The sequence below is a fragment of the Aeromonas sp. 130281 genome, assembly GCF_056642115.1.
In genome coordinates this window covers 102,537-120,651 of record NZ_JBWVQS010000006.1, presented here as the reverse complement: position 1 = coordinate 120,651, position 18,115 = coordinate 102,537, and the positions used below count along the sequence as shown (strand labels likewise).

The 18,115-nt window shown below is 54.7% G+C and carries 14 protein-coding genes; all 14 read right to left on the bottom strand.

Annotation, left to right across the window (positions count from 1 at the left end; translation table 11 throughout):
- Nucleotides 1–72 precede the first annotated feature (72 nt).
- The 14 genes from AC1IN8_RS16100 to AC1IN8_RS16035 all read right to left on the bottom strand — a co-directional run bounded on the left by AC1IN8_RS16100 (nucleotide 73) and on the right by AC1IN8_RS16035 (nucleotide 17,844).
- Complete coding sequence (locus AC1IN8_RS16100; protein WP_479759647.1) at nucleotides 73–3,915, bottom strand: SNF2-related protein; 3,843 nt, start codon at nucleotides 3,913–3,915, stop codon at nucleotides 73–75.
- A 218-nt stretch (nucleotides 3,916–4,133) separates the two neighbouring features.
- Entirely contained in the window at nucleotides 4,134–4,787 is a 654-nt protein-coding gene (locus AC1IN8_RS16095; RefSeq protein ID WP_479759645.1) for a YceH family protein, read from the bottom strand.
- Nucleotides 4,788–4,963: 176 nt separating this feature from the next.
- On the bottom strand, nucleotides 4,964–5,416 hold the full coding sequence (locus tag AC1IN8_RS16090) for a glycine zipper 2TM domain-containing protein (protein WP_479759643.1): 453 nt from the start codon (nucleotides 5,414–5,416) through the stop codon (nucleotides 4,964–4,966).
- 177 nt (nucleotides 5,417–5,593) lie between these two features.
- Nucleotides 5,594–7,309: a PglL family O-oligosaccharyltransferase gene (locus AC1IN8_RS16085; protein WP_479759641.1), complete on the bottom strand. Its 1,716-nt coding sequence runs from the start codon at nucleotides 7,307–7,309 to the stop codon at nucleotides 5,594–5,596.
- 95 nt (nucleotides 7,310–7,404) lie between these two features.
- On the bottom strand, nucleotides 7,405–8,487 hold the full coding sequence (locus tag AC1IN8_RS16080; protein ID WP_479759639.1) for an LPS O-antigen chain length determinant protein WzzB: 1,083 nt from the start codon (nucleotides 8,485–8,487) through the stop codon (nucleotides 7,405–7,407).
- A 370-nt stretch (nucleotides 8,488–8,857) separates the two neighbouring features.
- Nucleotides 8,858–9,112, bottom strand: a complete 255-nt coding sequence (locus AC1IN8_RS16075) for a sugar phosphate nucleotidyltransferase (protein WP_479759637.1) — start codon at nucleotides 9,110–9,112, stop codon at nucleotides 8,858–8,860.
- A gap of 28 nt (nucleotides 9,113–9,140) precedes the next feature.
- On the bottom strand, nucleotides 9,141–10,058 hold the full coding sequence (rfbD, locus tag AC1IN8_RS16070; protein ID WP_479759636.1) for a dTDP-4-dehydrorhamnose reductase: 918 nt from the start codon (nucleotides 10,056–10,058) through the stop codon (nucleotides 9,141–9,143).
- A 6-nt stretch (nucleotides 10,059–10,064) separates the two neighbouring features.
- The gene (locus AC1IN8_RS16065; protein WP_479759634.1) at nucleotides 10,065–11,336 is read right to left on the bottom strand and encodes a sugar transferase; all 1,272 of its coding nucleotides are present in this window, start codon (nucleotides 11,334–11,336) and stop codon (nucleotides 10,065–10,067) included.
- Nucleotides 11,337–11,389: 53 nt separating this feature from the next.
- Nucleotides 11,390–12,826 carry a phosphomannomutase gene (locus AC1IN8_RS16060; protein WP_479759632.1) on the bottom strand — a complete coding sequence of 479 codons (1,437 nt, stop codon included), beginning with the start codon at nucleotides 12,824–12,826 and terminating at the stop codon, nucleotides 11,390–11,392.
- Nucleotides 12,819–14,270, bottom strand: a complete 1,452-nt coding sequence (locus tag AC1IN8_RS16055) for a mannose-1-phosphate guanylyltransferase/mannose-6-phosphate isomerase (RefSeq protein ID WP_479759630.1) — start codon at nucleotides 14,268–14,270, stop codon at nucleotides 12,819–12,821. Before AC1IN8_RS16055 ends, AC1IN8_RS16060 begins: the two co-directional genes overlap by 8 nt.
- Nucleotide 14,271: 1 nt before the next feature.
- Complete coding sequence (locus AC1IN8_RS16050; protein WP_479759629.1) at nucleotides 14,272–15,303, bottom strand: WaaS/CpsH family glycosyltransferase; 1,032 nt, start codon at nucleotides 15,301–15,303, stop codon at nucleotides 14,272–14,274.
- Nucleotides 15,260–15,859: an LbetaH domain-containing protein gene (locus AC1IN8_RS16045; RefSeq protein WP_479759627.1), complete on the bottom strand. Its 600-nt coding sequence runs from the start codon at nucleotides 15,857–15,859 to the stop codon at nucleotides 15,260–15,262. Before AC1IN8_RS16045 ends, AC1IN8_RS16050 begins: the two co-directional genes overlap by 44 nt.
- Nucleotides 15,860–15,862: 3 nt before the next feature.
- Complete coding sequence (locus AC1IN8_RS16040; protein ID WP_479759625.1) at nucleotides 15,863–16,900, bottom strand: glycosyltransferase family 4 protein; 1,038 nt, start codon at nucleotides 16,898–16,900, stop codon at nucleotides 15,863–15,865.
- Nucleotides 16,897–17,844, bottom strand: a complete 948-nt coding sequence (locus tag AC1IN8_RS16035) for a hypothetical protein (RefSeq protein WP_479759623.1) — start codon at nucleotides 17,842–17,844, stop codon at nucleotides 16,897–16,899. Before AC1IN8_RS16035 ends, AC1IN8_RS16040 begins: the two co-directional genes overlap by 4 nt.
- Between the last annotated feature and the right edge of the window lie 271 nt (nucleotides 17,845–18,115).

Here is an 18,115-nt window from a genome sequence, read left to right as displayed (position 1 = left end):
AGTCCCTGAAGCAGAGAGGGGGATGGCCACCAGGACCATCCCCCTCTCGCACCCAGGCAGGCAGAGCCGCGCCTAGCCCATCAGCAGCGCCCGCAGGCTCTCCACGTCCAGGCCGCGCACCTCGGACTGGCCGCTCAAGAGGCCATCGGCCAGGGCCCGCTTCTCGTCGTGCAGCGCCACTATCTTCTCCTCCACCGTCTGCTCGCACACCAGTCGATAGACGGTCACCGGCTGGGTCTGGCCCATGCGGTGGGCCCGATCGCTCGCCTGATCCTCCACCGCCGGGTTCCACCAGGGATCCAGGTGCAGCACGGTATCGGCCTGGGTCAGGTTGAGGCCTGTGCCCCCTGCCTTGAGGCTGATGAGAAACAGGGGAACCGGTTCATGACGAAAACGCAGTATGGACTCCTGACGGGACTTGGCGGAGCAGCCGCCGTCCAGGTAGCAGTAGTCCCATTGCCGCTGCTCGATGCGGGCTCGCAGCAGGCTCAGCAGATCGACGAACTGGCTGAACACCAGCACCCGGTGCCCGCCATCGATGGCTTCTTCCAGCAGCGCCATGGCCTCGTCCAGCTTGCTGCTGGTCTGGGACCACTCCGGCATCACCAGCTCGGGGGAGCAGCAGAGCCGCCGCAAGCGGGTCAGGCCACTCAGCACGTGCATCAGGGCGCGACCATCGGCGCTCTGCACCTGCTGCACCACCTCGCGCCTGGTCGCCTCGTAGAGCTGACGCTCCTCGGGGGAGAGGCTGATGTGGTGGATGATTTCGGTCTTGTCCGGCAGCTCGGTCAACACCTGCTGCTTGAGGCGGCGCAGGATGAAGGGGCTGATCACCGCCCGCAGCAGCGCCATGTGCTGGGGATCCTTCACCGCCTTGCCGAAACGGCGCTTGAACTCGCCTAGGCTGCCGAGCAGGCCCGGATTGATGAAGGTGAACAGGCTCCACAGCTCACCCAGGTGGTTCTCGATGGGGGTGCCGGAGAGGGCAAGGCGAAAATCCCCCTCGAGCTGGAACAGCAGCTTGGCACGCTGGGTGCCGGCATTCTTGATCTGCTGCGCCTCGTCCAGCACCATGCTCGCCCAGCGACGGGACTTGAGGGACTGGGCCAGGCTGCCGAGCATGCCGTAGTTGACCAGGATGATCTGGCCCGCTTTGGCCTCCTGGATCAGGGTCTCCCGCTCCGCGGGATTCTCGAACACCACCACCTCCAGCTCGGGGGCGAACCGCGTCACCTCCTCCTGCCAGTTGGTGACCACGGACTTGGGCACCACCACCAGGGCGGGGCCGAGGTGCTGGCGCATGCGCAGCACCATGAGCGCCTGCAGCGTCTTGCCAAGGCCCATGTCATCGGCGAGACAGGCACCGAAGCCATGGTGGGCCAGGGTCGCCATCCAGCGTACCCCCTCCTTCTGATAGTCCCGCAGCGCCGTCAGGAGCTCGGGGGCACACTTCACCTCCTGCTGCCACTCCTGCTGCAGGGAGTGCCAGGCATCATCCCCGGCCGTGGTCACCGCCGACAGCAGGCGGGCCAGGGGGTAGGCCAGCTTGTTGTTGATGCGCTGTTCGGTATCCAGCATGGCCCCCAGCATGGTGAGGCGCTCCACCAGCTTGTCGCTCAGCATCAGACTGGTCTTCTCGTCGAGCTGAACGGTGCGCTGACCCGGGGTCAGCTGGCGCAGGATGAGGCGCAAGTCGAGGATCTGGTGCTCGTCCAGCGCCAGCGCCCCCTCCACCTGGAACCAGTCCTGGCGACGCTCGATGCGCAGGCTCAGGGCCGCCTCGTCGAGGCTCTTGAGACGGGCGCTGTCCTGATGCCAGTGAACGACCACTCCGGCGTCCACCAGCTCGGGCAGCGCATTGACCAGGGTCAGTGCCTGCTCACCGTCCAGCTTCCATTCGTTGCCCGGCAGGCCGATGGGCAGCTGGTTGCGCAGCAACTGGGCCTCGGCCTTCTCGGCGGCCAGATCCCGTTGCCAGTAGTGATAGTCCCTGACGCCCTGGCGCACTATGGCCTCCCCCTTGCCAAGGGGCAACGGCGGCAGCTCCCCCTCCCGGGTCACCAGCTGGACCACCAGCTGACCATCCTGCCAGTCCAGCTGGACCGAGGGCACCCCGGGCCAGGGGGTCAGCTCGGCATTGCCACTAAGCCCCTCGACCTGGCTGTGCCAGGGCAGCTCGGGAATGGCGTCCAGGGTGCGTTGCAGCTCGGCGAGCCCGTCCGCCGGCAGCAGCGGAATGGATTCCAGCGCAGGCAGTCTGTCCAGCAGGGTCTGCGGGGTCAGGATGAGTTGCCACAGATCCTGGGCCAGGGGCACTATGTGCGCCCCGCGCGCCGCGGCGGCCGGGCTCAAGACGGCGCTCATGCCCTGCTCGGTGGCGACCACCTGCAGCAAGGGGGCGCTGATGGCCAGTTGCAGCTTCTGCCCCTTGGCGTTGAACAGGCGCGGATGGCTGGCCAGGGGGGCCCAGGCCTCACGGGGCAGCTTGCTCATGCCCCGTGGCAGGGTGCGCACCAGGGCCCAGTCCGCCTCGTCGAGCAGGGCGGCATACTGGGTGGAGAGCAGGGCAGGATCGACCCGGCGCCCGGCGGTCCACTCCCCCTTGGTGCTCTGCTTCTGGATCTTGCACTCAAGCTCGGGCCCTTCCGCATGGAGCAGCCATACCAGCCGCTCCTGCGCCTTGCGCACGCCGCTGGAGCGCCCCAGCCCCTGCAACCAGTTGAGCCAGCTGGCCGAGGCGGGGGTCTTGTCCTCATCCTCGGCGTCGCTGGCCGCCTCGGGAGCCGCGGTGGCACGCAGTTGCTGCAACGGGGGGCGCTCGGCCCCCTCCCCCAGCAAGAGACGCAACAGATCCTGACAGAAGGCCATGAGGCGATGGCGGGGCTCGGCCTCCAGCACATGGGAGAGATCCCACTTGTGCAGTATGGCCACCTGGGGGCTCTGCTCGCCGTGGCGCGCGAGGGCGCAGAGATCCAGCCAGAGGTAGCCCCAGTGGAGCTCCTCCAGCGGCAGTTGCAGGGTATCGAACAGGCCTATCGCCTGACCGTGGCGATCACCGGCCCACTGTCCCAGCAGATCCGAAAGCAGGGGGAAATGGTTGCCAAGGCTGCGCTGCCACTTCTTGCGCTGCTCGCTGGCGAGCACGGGATCGGCCTGCTGCAGCCAGCCAAGCCAGAGCAGGGCGCTGAACATCCTGGGCCAGGGCTCGTGCGCCGCCGCGGCCTGCCACTGCCCCAGCGCGCCGAGCAACCGCTCCGCCAGGGGCTGCTCATCTCCCTGCTCCGCCAGTTGTTGCAGGGCCGGCCAGTGAGTGGTCACCTCGCCGGCCAGCGGGCCGCAGAGCCAGTCCCACTCGCTGGCCAGCGCCTCGAGGCGGCTTGCCAGCGCAGGGGCGCAGGCCACGGTCACGGACGCCAGCGGCCAGCACGCGTCAGACTCGGCATCGAGCAGGGTCTGCAGGGCGAAATGTTCCAGCAGCAGCTGTTGCCAGGCAGGGCTTGAGCCCGGCAGCAGGCGGTGGGCATCGGGCAGGTCCAGCAGGCTCAAGAGATCCGCGCTCTGGTAGTAGGCGGGGATCTGCCCCGCCTCCCCCAGGCAGAGTTCGCGCACCACTCCTTGTGCCATCTCCTGACCGGTGACCGAGGGGACCCGCGTCCAGTCCGGCATGGGGCAGGCCCCTCCCCGCACCGCCAGGATCAGGGTCAGGGTGCCCTCCGCCGTCAGACTCCACTGCTGCTCGGTGCGCAGCCGTATCAGCCCTTGCTGCTGCAACTGGTTCAGCATCTCCGTCAGCGCCTGCCCGGGCGAGCGCTGCGGGTACAGCGTGTCTTGCAAATAACGGGTACTGGCGGCGCGCTGCAGTTGCAGCTCGCTGAGCAGGGCATGGCAATCCGAAGAGAGGGTGAAGGCTGACATCAGAACTCGCGGGCAGGTGCAAAGGCGGAATTTTAACGGGAAAGCGGCGGCGGCTCGACCCTTAACCGCGAATTAGTACAAAAAAAGCGGTCAGGCTCATAAAAGCGGAGGCTGGGGGCCTAGCGGGTCATCCTCTGCGAGGTGCCCGGCGGGCGGCCAGCAGGGCATGAAAAAAGGCGCCGCAGCGCCTCTTGATGAGATAAGCAAACTCGCCGGATTCAGCCTTCCAGGTGCGCCAGACGGGCTTCCAGAGCCTGCAACTGCGACTTGAGGCGCTCCACTTCCTCTTCCAGCTGGCTCAGGCGATCGGCGGCAGGAGAGGCATAGCTGCTGGCGGGAGCGGCCTCTGCCAGGGCTTCCAGATCGATTTCGCCGCCAAACAGGTGGGCATAGCGGGATTCCCGCTTGCCCGGCTCCCGGGGCATCTTGACCACATAGGGTCCCCGCTCGACCAGCGCGGCCAGCACCGCATCCACCTCGGCCACATCGTCGAAGCTGCACAGCCGGTTGGTGCGCGAACGCAGCTCACCCGGGGTCTGGGGGCCCCGCAGCAGAAGCTCGCAGATAATGCCGAGCTCCTGGGCGCTGAACTTCAGTTCGCCGAACTCGGTGTTGCAGAAACGGTGCTGGTAGCGGGGCACCCGGGCATTGAAGCCGGCGGTGTTGACCACCAGGCGGCGGCGGATCAGCTCGTCGATGACGGCGCGGATATCCAGCTCGGCGAGCTCGAGCACGGGTTCACGATTGCTCTTCTGGTTGCAGGCATTGACCAGTGCATTGAGAGAGAGAGGGTACTGATCCGGCGTGCAGATCTCTTTCTCTATCAGGCAGCCGATCACGCGAGCCTCTAATGGGCCTAGTACTATCTCCATTTCATACTCCCTTGCCAAACAAGACGTTAAGACGGTTATCTTAGCCAAGGCGCTCTCGCCGTCCAGCACGGAACCGCATTTTTGCGAGCCGATGAAACCCTTGATGAAACATCGTACAACCCGGACACGACCAGGGGGCAACACCATACCGCCTGGAAGCCAACACCAGGCAGCGTCTAGACGGACTTGTCGACCCGGGTATCCGTTCCCGTGGTCAGGATGCGCACCTTGTCCCCCTTGTTGAACGTGAGCGCGGGATCCTGAACCTGCACGACGCTGAGCAGTTTGCCTGCCTCGGTCTTGATCAGCAGCTCGACCGTCTGCTTGCCCTGCACGCTCTGCTGGTTGCCCTGACGGCGACGGGAGGCCTCGGCCCCCGCCACTGCCCCTACAGTGGTGGCGACGGTCTGGCCAGAGCCACCGCCAAATTGACTGCCGACGGCTGCCCCCAGGGCGGCGGCCCCTATGGTACGAAGTGGCCGGGTTCCGCCCTGCTGGGACGCCACCTCCTGGGTCAGGATGCGGCTCTCTTGCACTGTGCCGTATTCCACCTGGGCGCTGGTGCCTGCGAGGGCCGGTGTGCCCATCAGGATGAGCAGGCTGGTAATGATGGATGCAATCTTCTTCACTATGTCGACTCCGATGACGACTGAGACCCGATGGCGCTGGCACCGCGCCTGCGCGGCCCCGCCATCCCCATTCGGGAGACTACACCGCCGATCCTGACTGTGAGCTTGCCTGAGGTGGAAATGATCACGGCCGCAAAGCGGCCGTGATGGGATAAGGGGAAGCGGCGCCCGGCCCGCTCATGAGGAGGGCTTGGGCTCCAGGGTCGAAGCGACCGACCTGGCCGCCGAGGCGGTGAGCAAGGGCTCACCCGGATAGAGCATCAGCGCCTGGGTGCGCAGGCGGCTGGCCTCTTCGGTCCGTCCCAGCGCATTGAGGGCGATCACCATGTTGGCGTAGATGTTGGCCCTGGGGGTATGACGCACGAACGCCTGCCCCCAGTCGAGATAGGCCTCCAGCTCCGCCTTGTTGTTGGCCTGTAAACCCACCATCAGGCGCACCGCGTTGACGTCGAACTCCACCCGGGTCAGCCAGGCCATGGGATTGACGATGTCGAGCAAGAGTGCAGGCTGCTTGTAGCCGCCGCGCTCATACTTGGTCACCACCCAGGCGGTATGCAGGGCCGTCAGCATGAAGGGAACGACGATCAGGGGAATGCCAATGGCCAGGAAACGCAGCAAGAGCCAGGGGCGATAGACATGCTCCCGCCAGTTGGCATGGCCAGCGGTCCCCCCCTCCTCCACTTCCGCATCCAGCACATGGATGAGCAGCAGCAGCGCCCACCACAGGGCGATGGCATGGTAGAAGGGATACTCGGTCTGGGTGTGCAGCAGTATGGGGATCACCAGGGCCAGCAAGGCACTCCCTCTGACCCAGCCAGCCCGGCCCAGTCGCCACAGCAGGGCCCCGCCCATCAGCGCCATGCCGAGCATGGGGGCCAGCCCCCCTTCCACCGCCCAGTAGAGAAACTCGTTGTGGGGGTGATCCAGGTTGTACTCGATCTGCACCATGGCGGGATTGAGCGCCTTGTCCGCCATGTAATGCTGGAGGAACACGGACTCGAAACTGCCATAGCCCCAGCCGGTCCAGGGCGCCTCGGCAATCAGCCTGGCGGCATAGGGCCAGTAGATGGATCTCATGCCGCCGGACTGATACATCTCCAGCCCCCGCCTGGCCCCCGCCATCCAGTACTGGGAAGCCAGCCCGAGCGCTATGCCCAGCCCAACCAGTCCCAGCACCCGGCCCAGTTGTCGCTCGCGATACAACTGCGGAAGCAGCAGGATCAGGGCCAAGGCGCCTCCCAGCTGGCCCACCCTGGACTGCAGCACCAACAGCAGCAAGGCGGTCGCCAGGATCACGGCATGACGCAGCACCTTGAGCCAGGGGTTGACGTGCCCTCGCATCTGAAGCCATATCGCCAGGGCAAACCCAGTTGCCATAAAGCTTGCCATCACATTGGGTTGCTGGAAGATGCCATAGGGGCGATTGGCCCTGGTGTCATAACCAATCCAGTTGCCCGGCACCAGCAGGTAGTATTGCACCAGGCCGAGCAGCGCCTCTATGGCTACCGCTCCCAGCAGCAGGTAGAGCAGCCGATCCCGCATCTGACGGTCCAGTCGCCACTGATAGAGGCAAGCGAGAAACAGCAGACCGGCAAACAGCCCCAGCAGGCGGGGGATGGCATAGTCCTTGAGCTCGAAGCCCGGATAAGCCATGGGCAACAGCAGCAGCAAGGCCCCCAGCCACAGGACCGTCAGCAGCGGCGAGACCACCAGTCGCTGGTTGAGGGTGACCTGCCACAGTCCCAGCGCCATCACCAGGCTCGCGAAGATCCAGCCCCAGGCATTGAAGGGCAGGTAGAGCCCGGCCCCGCCCGGGTTGTGCATGAAAAAGTGCATGCCCAGCAGCCAGTAGAGGATGCTGAGCAAGCCAAAGATCCCTGTTGTTGTCCTCATCGTCCCTGATCCCTGCAGCGTCATTCTCATGGTGTCGTCACCAAGCGTCCAATACGTAAAAGGGGGCAACCGCCCCCCTGTTCACTTCCTTGCCATCATGCCGGCTCTGGCCTGCGAAACGCATGACGGACCAGCACTATGCCGACGCCCAGCATGCCGCCGAGCAGGGTAGCCAAGACCACGACCAAGGGACGCTTGGGTTTGTCACGGCTCAGGGGTTCACTCGGCGAAGCCAGATAGGCGAAAGACTGGAAGGGCAGCTCCTCGAGCTTGATGGCCTGCAGGCTGCTCAGTTGCAGACGCAGATCGCCAATCCCTGGGTTCATGAACTCGGGGTTCTTGATCTCCTTGAGGATCTTGAGCTTCTCCGCCAGGGCGCGAGCCCCCAGATCGATGGGCAGGCTACCCTGATCTTGCAGGTTCTGCACCGGCGCCTCCAATCCGGCCACCTGGGCGATGCGAAGACCGTACTCGGTACGCAGAATATCGTCTTGCAGCTGTTTGAGGGTATCGGCCTTGGCACTCTCATACTGGGTCTGCAGCGTCTTGATCCGGTTCTGCCAGATGGTATTGAGCTCCTTGCCCTTGGCCGCCGACTCCTGCATCTGTATGAAAGCGATGTATTGCGCCAGACGCTCCTTGGCCTCGGTCGCCGTGCCTGCGGCGAAGGAGAGGGTGACATCTTCGCGCAGTTTGTCCGGGGCCTTGGCACTGATCCCTTCAGTCATCTTCTTGAGCAAACGCCGCTTGTCTTGCGCATCCGTTGCCCCGGACTGCGCCGCCTCGGCGTCCAGATAACCTTTATCCATCAGGAACTGGCGCTTGTTATTGAAGCTGTTGAAGCTGTTTACAAAATCATCGTAGAGCGCCTTCTTATCGAAGGAGGTAAAAGCTGTCACCGGTATCTGGGCGTTGATCAGCTGGTTGATGTTGAGCTCGAGCGATTCCACCTCCTTGAGGGTCGGCTGTTTGATCTCGGCCTGACTGACCCAGACCTGGGGGGCCAGCAGGGCGTAGGCAATGCCTGCAAAGGCAAATATGATTGCTGTCAGCAGGATCAATATTTTCTGACGCCACAGCATCAGAATCAGCTCGCGTAGATCAATCTCATCGCCAGAGGAGGCTTGCCAACCCTGAGGCAGCTGACTATCTGAGTTATCGAATACTTTTTTGTTCATACTGGGCTCTAAAGATGATGATGTTACTTCCAGAAAGGAGCCTGACGGTCTTTGTCCGGCAAGACTAATGGCACATTGTCCATGAGGGGCCACGCAATTGCCAGCGTCGAGCCAGGCCATCATAAAAATAGATGCCTGCCATCACATACAGGCTCACCGGACAGAAAGGCTTATCGACTATGGCTGCCCCTATTCCTTGTCCATCGAATACCAAAGCACAATACCGCTCAGCATCCCGCACATAGTTGGCAAACAGGCCATCCTGACGCTGGTCCACTGAAGCTGATAAGGCAACTAGCCCTCCATAAAAGATATAGCCGGCAAGGCAGGGACTACCGGCGAGGAAAGGCTCTACAAGCAGCGGGGCTGCTTATTCTGCAGCGGATAGCGAAAGTGCATGCCCCACTGATTGCCATCTCCCAATAACAGCTCGAAGCGAGAAAGATCCAGGGAAGTGCTGATGACCAAGATGTCGAGAAGGTCCGCCTGCATCGGGGGTCGACAGGGGGTAATAGATCATGGGTTTATCGTAGACGGGCAGCAATTGGTTACTGATAGCCAGGGTCGCAGGATAGAACCAAGTGGCCAAACAGCCGGCCAGTATGATGCCTTTACGCTGGATCATGGGACTCCATGGAATTAAGAGGGGCAACTCATGGAAAGGGGCACACATCCTCCGCCCCATGATCGGCATCTTGACTGGCCAGCCAGAGAGTCATCTGCTTCTGCCAGGAAGGCAGCCTGATGCCAAAAACAGTGGAGAACAATCTGCAATCGAGCCTGGAGTTGAGCGGCCGACGGGCTGCCTGGGGCCAGTTCGCCGACGGAATGGGATTAATCGGAACGGAATGTGTCAGCAGCCCCAACCGACAGGCTTCTCGCACCAGCGCAGAGGCAAAGCCATACCAGCTTGTCTCCCCCCCGCAAGCCAGATGATACAAACCTCTCTTACCCGGATCGTTCAACACTTGTGTTAGCGCAAACACCGCTACCCTTGCCAGCCAGTGAACCTGAGTTGGTGCCCCCCATTGATCATCTACCACCTGAAGGGGGATCCCCGCCCTAGCACGGCAAAGTATGGTACGAGCGAAATGCGGGCCTTCCCCGCCATAGAGCCAACTGGTGCGAAAGATCAGGTGGTCAGGACATAGCGCTTGTATTACCTGATCACCGGCATATTTGCTGGCACCATAAACATTAAGGGGACAAGGCTTGTCCGCCTCATTCCAGGGCCTTACCCCGGAGCCATCAAATACATAGTCGGTGGAAAAATGCACCAGCAGGGCGCTCCGGGCCTTTGCTTCCTGGGCCAGGGTCATCACTGCTGCGTGATTGACACTCTCTGCAAGTTCAGGCTCAGCTTGTGCACGATCGACCGCCGTATAAGCGGCGCCATTGATGATGACATCCGGGCGGTGACGGTTCAGGGCATCCGTCAGGGAGCGCGGATCAGCAATGTCACACTCGCCTCTGCTCAGCGCCACCACTTCCCAAGGGAAGGTGTCATGGTTAAGAGCAGAAAAAAGGGCTCGTCCCAACTGGCCACGAGCCCCCAACAGCAAGATCCTCATCAGGGATTACCGTGCGCCAAAACCTGTGAGGATAGTGCGGATGGTCTTGAACACGATGAGCACATCGAGCCAGAGCGAGAAGTGCTTGATGTAGTAAAAATCATGCTCAATCTTGATGCGCGTATCATCGGCATCGGCAGCATAACCGTGCACCACCTGCGCCCAGCCACTGATCCCTGGACGCACTATATGGCGATACATATAAAAGGGGATCTCCCGCTCGAACTGGTCGACAAAGGTACGCTGTTCCGGCCTCGGCCCAATCAGGCTCATGTCCCCCTTGAGGACATTGAAGAACTGCGGCAGCTCATCGATGCGCAGCTTGCGGATCACCTTGCCCACGCGGGTGACACGCATGTCACCGTCCTGGGCGAACTGAGCTCCTGCCTTTTCCGAGTCCTTGCACATGCTGCGGAACTTATAGATACAAAAATCTTTATTCCCCTTGCCGACACGATTTTGCAAGAACATCACGGGACCCGGGCTCTCCAGCTTTATCAGCACAGCCGTTACCAACATCAGTGGTAAGAACAGAGGAATCGCGATCACCGCAGCCAGTATGTCCATGCCCCGCTTAATGAAGGCATAGACGGGTGACGGCAAGAGGGAGCCCAGCTGGTTCTCGTGCAGATGGTCAATCTTCACCCGGCCGGTGAGGGTCTCGCTGATCTGCTTGATGTGGTAGACGGGAATATGGGCCAGAGCACAGCGAGCGAGAAAACGCTCCCACTCACCAGCCAGCTTTTCATCTCGCAGGTCCGCCACCACGGCGTCATAGCGAACGGCACCCAGATCAGGTTTATCCAATAAACGCCACTGTACACAATCATGATGGGTCAGAGGCTGATAGTCACCAAAAGGCAGCAGTGCATACTTTGGAGTCCGATAGCGGCGACCAATGAAGTAAACCAGCCAGCAGCAGAGCAGCGCTACTACATATGACTCAAACAATACCTGACGGCTGTAAGGCAGACGCAGGAAGAAGAGGATTCCGACAAGCGCCCCATAGAGGGTTGTCACCGTGGGGATCATGTAGGCAACCGGGCTGGCCCCCGGATAGCGCAGAAAACGATGGAGTACTATCCCTGTCAGCAGAAACGCCACAAAAGCACCAACTAAGGTGTTGACTCTTACCGCATCGAGTCCCTCCCAAAAGCCCCATCCCCAGCGCTCGATGGCAGGTAAACACACCGCAAGCAAGGCTCCAAAGAAAAATAAGGAAGGGGGGCTTAATAAAGCACGCTCATACCAGCGTGAGTGACGGCGTTGATAACTCAATGTATTACCCCATGCGATTAAAATTTGTACGAATTGATTTTTGGAAGACTATTTTAAATCGATTTTTGCAAATAACCAAGGCACTGATTCACGATGGCCTTCGCCCTCTCAACGCTTTCAGACTCAGCATAACATCGGAGTTCAGGTGCATTGCCTGAAGGTCGAAGGTGTAATACATCGCCGCCTAAGAATACAATTCTCAACCCATCGGTTTGATCAACCAATATTATCTCAGCCTTATCGAAGTGAAGCTCCAACATTAACAATGACATGTCGGAAACGCCTAGTTCAATTATTTTCTTACTTTTCTCTCTAGGAAAATCCTTGATTCTATCCGAGTAAGTAAATCTTTGGGGAAGATCACCAACCATTGCTGATATTTTTGATGATTGAGCACTAACAAACAATATCAATGCTGGCAAAACTGCATCCCGGGTTGGCAAAGGAGCCAAGGTCTGACCATTGAACGTCACCTGACTGCCAAGCAGGAATCCACCATTGGCTTCAAAGCCAGCAACAGAACCATATTTGAGGTTCAATGCTGGAAATGCCTCCAATACGTATGGCGAGCCAATCTTTGTATATGTGACATTTTCAAATTTACCACAAGAGCTCACGGCTGAATTACAGCTAATAGGGATAGCAACGGCTTCTATGCCTAATTTGGCGGCACACAGCAGACCCAATATATCGCCTCTCAACCAATTTCCTGATTCGTCAGCAACTAAAGGTCGGTCACCATCACCATCTGTAGAAAAAATGGCATCGAGATTGTACAACTGGGACCATTTCTTGGCCTTGTCTTGATCGGCTTCAGAAACTGCCTCGGTATCGATAGGCACAAAATTCTCTGTGCGTTCCAGAGAGATGACTTCAGCGCCTAATCTTTCAAAGAGTACGGCATAGATATCACGACCGGCACTCGAGTGCTCATAAATACCGAGTCTCATGCCAACAAGAGGCGGATTATCAAAAAGCGAGGTATAACGCTCCATATAGGCAGCAGCGGCATCAGTCCTTGGCTCCAAGCATAGCAGATCACTTGCAACCGAGAATGTTTCCTCTGCCGAAAGAATAGCCAATTCATCACTCTTGGAGATTTCGCCATCTGGGCGATAGAATTTTAGCCCATTTCGATCAAATGGAATATGGCTTCCTGTCACCATGATACAGGGAATACTATCTTTCATCGCTTTATAGGCCAGTGCCGGCGTTGGTATGACACCGTAATAGACAGGCTCCAATCCCATAGCCTTCAATGCCGTCGCACAGGCCATCGCCATGTCATAACTGCTGGGTCTATTATCAATGGCCAGCGCTACTTGATTGAAGCTGTAGGAAAACTTCATGACAGAAATAAAAGCGCAAGTGAATGCAAAACATGCTTCTGGAGTAAAATCCGTGACAAGACCTCTAGCGCCGCTGGTACCAAATTCAATGCCACTTTGATTTATGACATTCTTGCTCACAAGATCGCCTTGCTTAATCATACTTCCCTCCGTCAACCCGACCATATTTATCACTTAAACGAACAATGTCATCCTCATCGAGATATCTACCAGAGCGGATCTCAATCAACTCCAAATCAACCTTCCCCGGGTTTTCAAGCGAATGTATTGCACCAATCGGGATAAAAGTTGACTCATTTTCAGTAATCAGAAACTCTCGCTCAGCATTAGTCACTTTGGCAGTACCTGACACCACAATCCAGTGTTCCGCCCTATGATGATGCATCTGTGTTGATAAACGTTCTCCGGGTCTGATCAATATCTTTTTGACTTGATAACCATTGCCATCATCAATGGAGTCATATTGTCCCCAAGGCCTGTATACCTCACGGTGAGTTCTGTATTCTTTCCGGCCACGACGCTTTAGTTCTTCCACAATCGATTTGACATCTTGTACCTTATCTTTGCTTGAAACAAGAATGGCGTCCTTTGTTTGAATGATGACAAGGTTATCTACACCTATGGTTGAAACTAGAACAGACTCGGCAGAAACGTAGTTATTATGACTTTCAGTCAAAATAACATCACCACGGCAAACATTACCACAAGAGTCTTTTTCTGAGATGTCCCACAAGGATGACCATGAACCCACATCATTCCAACCTGCATCCATTGGAACAACTATCGCATCCGAGGTTTTTTCCATAATGGCATAATCAATTGAATCGCTGGGACATTCACTGAACGCATCATGATTAATCCGAATGAAATCCAGATCACTTCTGACATCATCCATTGATGCCATGCATGCATCGTATATGTCAGGACGTGAGTTCTTCAATTCAACTAGGTAACGACGAGCACTAAACATGAACATGCCGCTGTTCCAGTAATATTCACCGCTCGCCAAATAGGTCTTGGCAATATCCAGATTTGGTTTCTCTACGAACTGATTAACACTATATGCTTTTGAGCATTTCTGGGGAGCATGCAACTCACTGCCACGATGAATATAACCATATCCCGTCTCTGGTGAATTGGGGACAATTCCAAATGTCACCAACTTTCCCGATTCGGCGAATGGGATGGCACTGTTGATAGCATTGGTGAATGCCTGTTGATCTTGAATCAAGTGGTCAGCAGCCAGCACCAACAATATCGGGTCATGAGCATCGCCGGCGTCTTGCAGGCTTTGTATCGCGGCTAGGGCTATTGCCGGTGCTGTATTTCTTCCTACCGGCTCAAGAATAATGTTATTGGCAAGAATATTGAGCTGGCGAAGTTGCTCGGCCACGATAAAACGGTGCTTTTCATTGCACAGGATAAGGGGAGCGGTACATTCGATATTAGCAAGCCGGTTTACAGTCTCTTGCAGCATCGAATTATTGCCATACAAGTTCAGAAACTGTTTTGGGAAATGCTCACGAGACATGGGCCAAAGCCTGGAGCCAGAGCCCCCAGCCATGATTACGGGAATAACAGCCATATTAATTTTCACTTTTTATCAACAAGTTATCAAGCCATGTAGATATGGACAACGCATCTCCACTCAGTGTGGAATCCAACATCTCATCCAGGTAGCAAGCACACTGTGAATCAGACCATCGCTTTCCTGTATTCCTGTCAATGACAACGACATCTTTCATGTCTGCATGACAAAGTACTGCCGCATTCGTCGTCACCAATTGATGTCTATCACCCAAGGTTTCCCAAGTCCGCATGGTGAGCCCGGTTTGATTGGCATTATGTATGTCTATAACATATTCACTATGTTCAGCCACATCAGTAATTGTTGCCCTTGCCAGTGGCTTGAATGTGAGCCACTCCTTAGGGGCAGTGCGCAAGGCTGGATCAAGAAGGTAGTAAAAAGCAAATTGCAATTTACTCTGAAAAAATATTTTCACATATACACTGGCATCATTTTCATGGGATAAAATGCGTTGTAAAACGGCTACACGATCACCATGATAGCTGCCGATGAAACTATATTTATATTTTTTGGCAACAGAATAACCGTAGCATTTTTTATCAGAATAGAACAGAGGTAAATAAGTGTATCCATACTTCATGCAATCAGCAATATCAAATGTATATGCTGCATCAGCTTTGACTGCCAATAAAGGAAACGTCTTTATATTTGAAATGGAATCCCAGCTGTAACAGATCACTCTTGTTTTTGGATTGAGTTTTTTAATTTTCTCGATCAGACAAGGAGATACACAAGTCCCTTTGACAATAATGACTTCAGCGATTTCAGAAAGCTTGTCAGCAATCGAATAGAAAATTTCAGCACTATATTTTTTGGCAGCTATATGGGCATATCCAAAAATATTAAACTTTATCAATGCCTTTTCTACTGAGGTACAGTGCGGCCGGTCAGAAAAAGAGAGTACCGACGCGTAGCGGCGTTCAAGTTCGGCTGTAAGTAAACTTTTATAATCAAAAAAATCCGGGCATATCAACACGGCACCAGCATTACTTCGCATCAACAGCCACCCATTGCCCACGTTGGAAATCAAACTGTTTAATCACTCTTGCCGGATTGCCTACTGCAATGGAGTTAGCTGGTATGTCTCTGGAAACCACTGAGTTCGCTCCAATGATGGAGGCCTTGCCAATGTTGACGCCAGGTAATACGACCACGCCTTCCCCAAGCCAAACATTTGACTCAATGACAACCGGCTTGGTATGCAATGCCCGCTCCCTGCAGATTGAATCAGGATGAGAGTGATCGACCCCGCTATAGCTGCCATGATTGAGGTCCGTGATAAAAACTCGACTTGCAATCAGCACATCATCACCAATAAGAACACTTTCCGCAGCAGCAATATGGACAGAATCATTAATCTGGCAATTATTGCCGATGAGGATGTTCATTCCTTCTGAACCATGTGCTTCTAGCCTGCAATATCTTCCTGTAGTGAACCCCAGACCAACATTGATATGTTTCTTCCCACGACATTCAAATGGGGTTCTTATCACTTTTGCATTGCGAAATCTAAACTTGGTGAAAATAACCTCTATTGCCAATCTGACACACCCAAAAAACCCATAGTGCTCTATATAAAATCGCATACTTTACTCCATCAACTCCTGATATACGCACAAGGTATCTTGATAGCATTTTTCCCAAGAGAATTTTTTTGCCTGAACCAGACCATCTGCTATCATTTTTTTTCTAAGTGTGTCGGACTCAAGTTGGGTAAAGGCATCCCTGAATGCATCAACAGTAGCTTCCTTAACTAGCAGTGCAGCATCGCCAGCGACCTCGGGGATTGATGAAGTATGTACAGCGACAACAGGACATCCCGAACGCATGGCCTCGGCGACCGGAATACCGAACCCTTCGTAGCTTGAGGGATAAAATAGGCAATAAGCCTTGTTGTAGAGCTCATTTAATCCACTATCAGGAACACGTCCCAACCACTCGTACCTGCCAGGAATACACTCTTCCAACAATGCAATTTCTTCAGGTGTCAGAGCCCCCCCTCCAACAATACTGAGCTTCAGATAGGGAAATAGGTGCAGCGTACGAACAGCAATCGTAAAGTTCTTATACCAACCGCGAGCTCCCACAAAAATAACGCTACTGTCTTTCTGTGCTCCTTCTATCGGAAAGTAAGACTCAGAAACTCCGTTGTAAACAACTCGAATTTTATCTCTCTCAATAGGACAAAAACGCATCAGGTCATCAGCTGTGTTTTGAGAAACACAAATCACCAGGTCGCTGTTTCTGATCGCCCTAAATTTCTGCCAAGAGTGCATCCAACGGGCAGGGCCTTTCCGATACAACTCATAAGTAAAATCATGTACGGTGGTGACTGTCCTGACGTTGCGAGTAGGTAGCCTGTAATGGGTAGAGTGGAAGATAATATCATCACCAAACTGAGATGTGTCTACATCACGCCACCTTTCCAAGAGACGTTGGTCTCGTTTCACTAACGTACAATTCGAATCATGCAAAGAAATATTTTCCCCCATGACAGGAAAGAAACGCATATACGCCAGAGAAACCTTGTTCTCTTGCTGTAGAAAAGAAAGAAACTGGTTAAAATATACCGTGCAACCACCGTTATTTTGTAAGCTTTCAATAATTCCATCTATAACCAACTTCATAATATATGATTTTCCTTTTGGAATGTTTTTTCTTTTCTTGTTTTATCTAATAGATAGAAAACACTGACCGCGAGCATAAACAATGATGGACTAAAATAGCCAACCCCTCTAACAAAAAATTCCAGCACACTGGTTATTATTACCGTCGAAGCAAAGAGATCTTTCTTACTTTCGATACTTTTGGTGCGAACTTTCCTGCACAATGAGATCAATGCAACAAGGTAAACAACTAACAATATAAAACCAAATATTCCGAATTCTCCAACAATTTTAGGTGCAGTAGAGCCACCATCAAATTGATTTATATCAAAGCCTAGCAACTGATATAGTTTCTCACTAACATCACCGGTTAAGGTCGTTATACCAAATTGCTGAAAACCACCACCTAACCAGGACCCGGTGAGTGTCTTTATGGCGTTATCCCATCCTTGATATAGCACAAGGACAGAAAGATTATCGCTACTGCCAGAAAGCGACAGGCGGTCACTAAAATAACTAAGTTTATCTGCATCAATAAAAAAGACCAGTGTACTCACTACAAGTAATAATGCGCATAGTGACAAAAATAAATTATTTCTCGTTGAGAGTAAATATGCAATAAGGACGGCCAACATCATTGTCATATTTTGAATATATGCAGCCCATCCCGCAACAAAGAGCAGCATTAATATACCCTTTACTCTCGTTGTCGTTAGGCAATAGTAAGAGACGAACGGCGCTACAACTAGTGCAAAGTGTGATGGCTCTAAATAGATGAAAGAAGGTTTTGCTAAGCCGGTGCCAAAAAAATCAATCTGACTCAAAGATATCAATCCATTACCGAACAGAACGATTGATATCACCATGCAGGATTTGTAAAAATAGTCATCACTCACCATTTTTAGTGATGTAGCAATCGATAATGCACAGCACAGCATCAGGCTGAATGTTATGTAGCTCAACATAAAACGATTCAAGTCAATTTGATTGAAATGAAATCGAAGCATATTTAAAATATAGAAATGCAACATTATAAATAACAAAAAAAACATCAATAAAATAATGTTTTTCACGCTATATTCTAAACGAGAATTATTCCTACGCAGTAGTGAAAGTATGAGCAGTGCAATTAAAAATATGACCGATGAACAGAGAATTCCAATAGAGAAAGATGAGGCAAGTTTAAAAACCATCAGCATTGATGGCAATGCCATTATCATGAACCACCCAGATGGT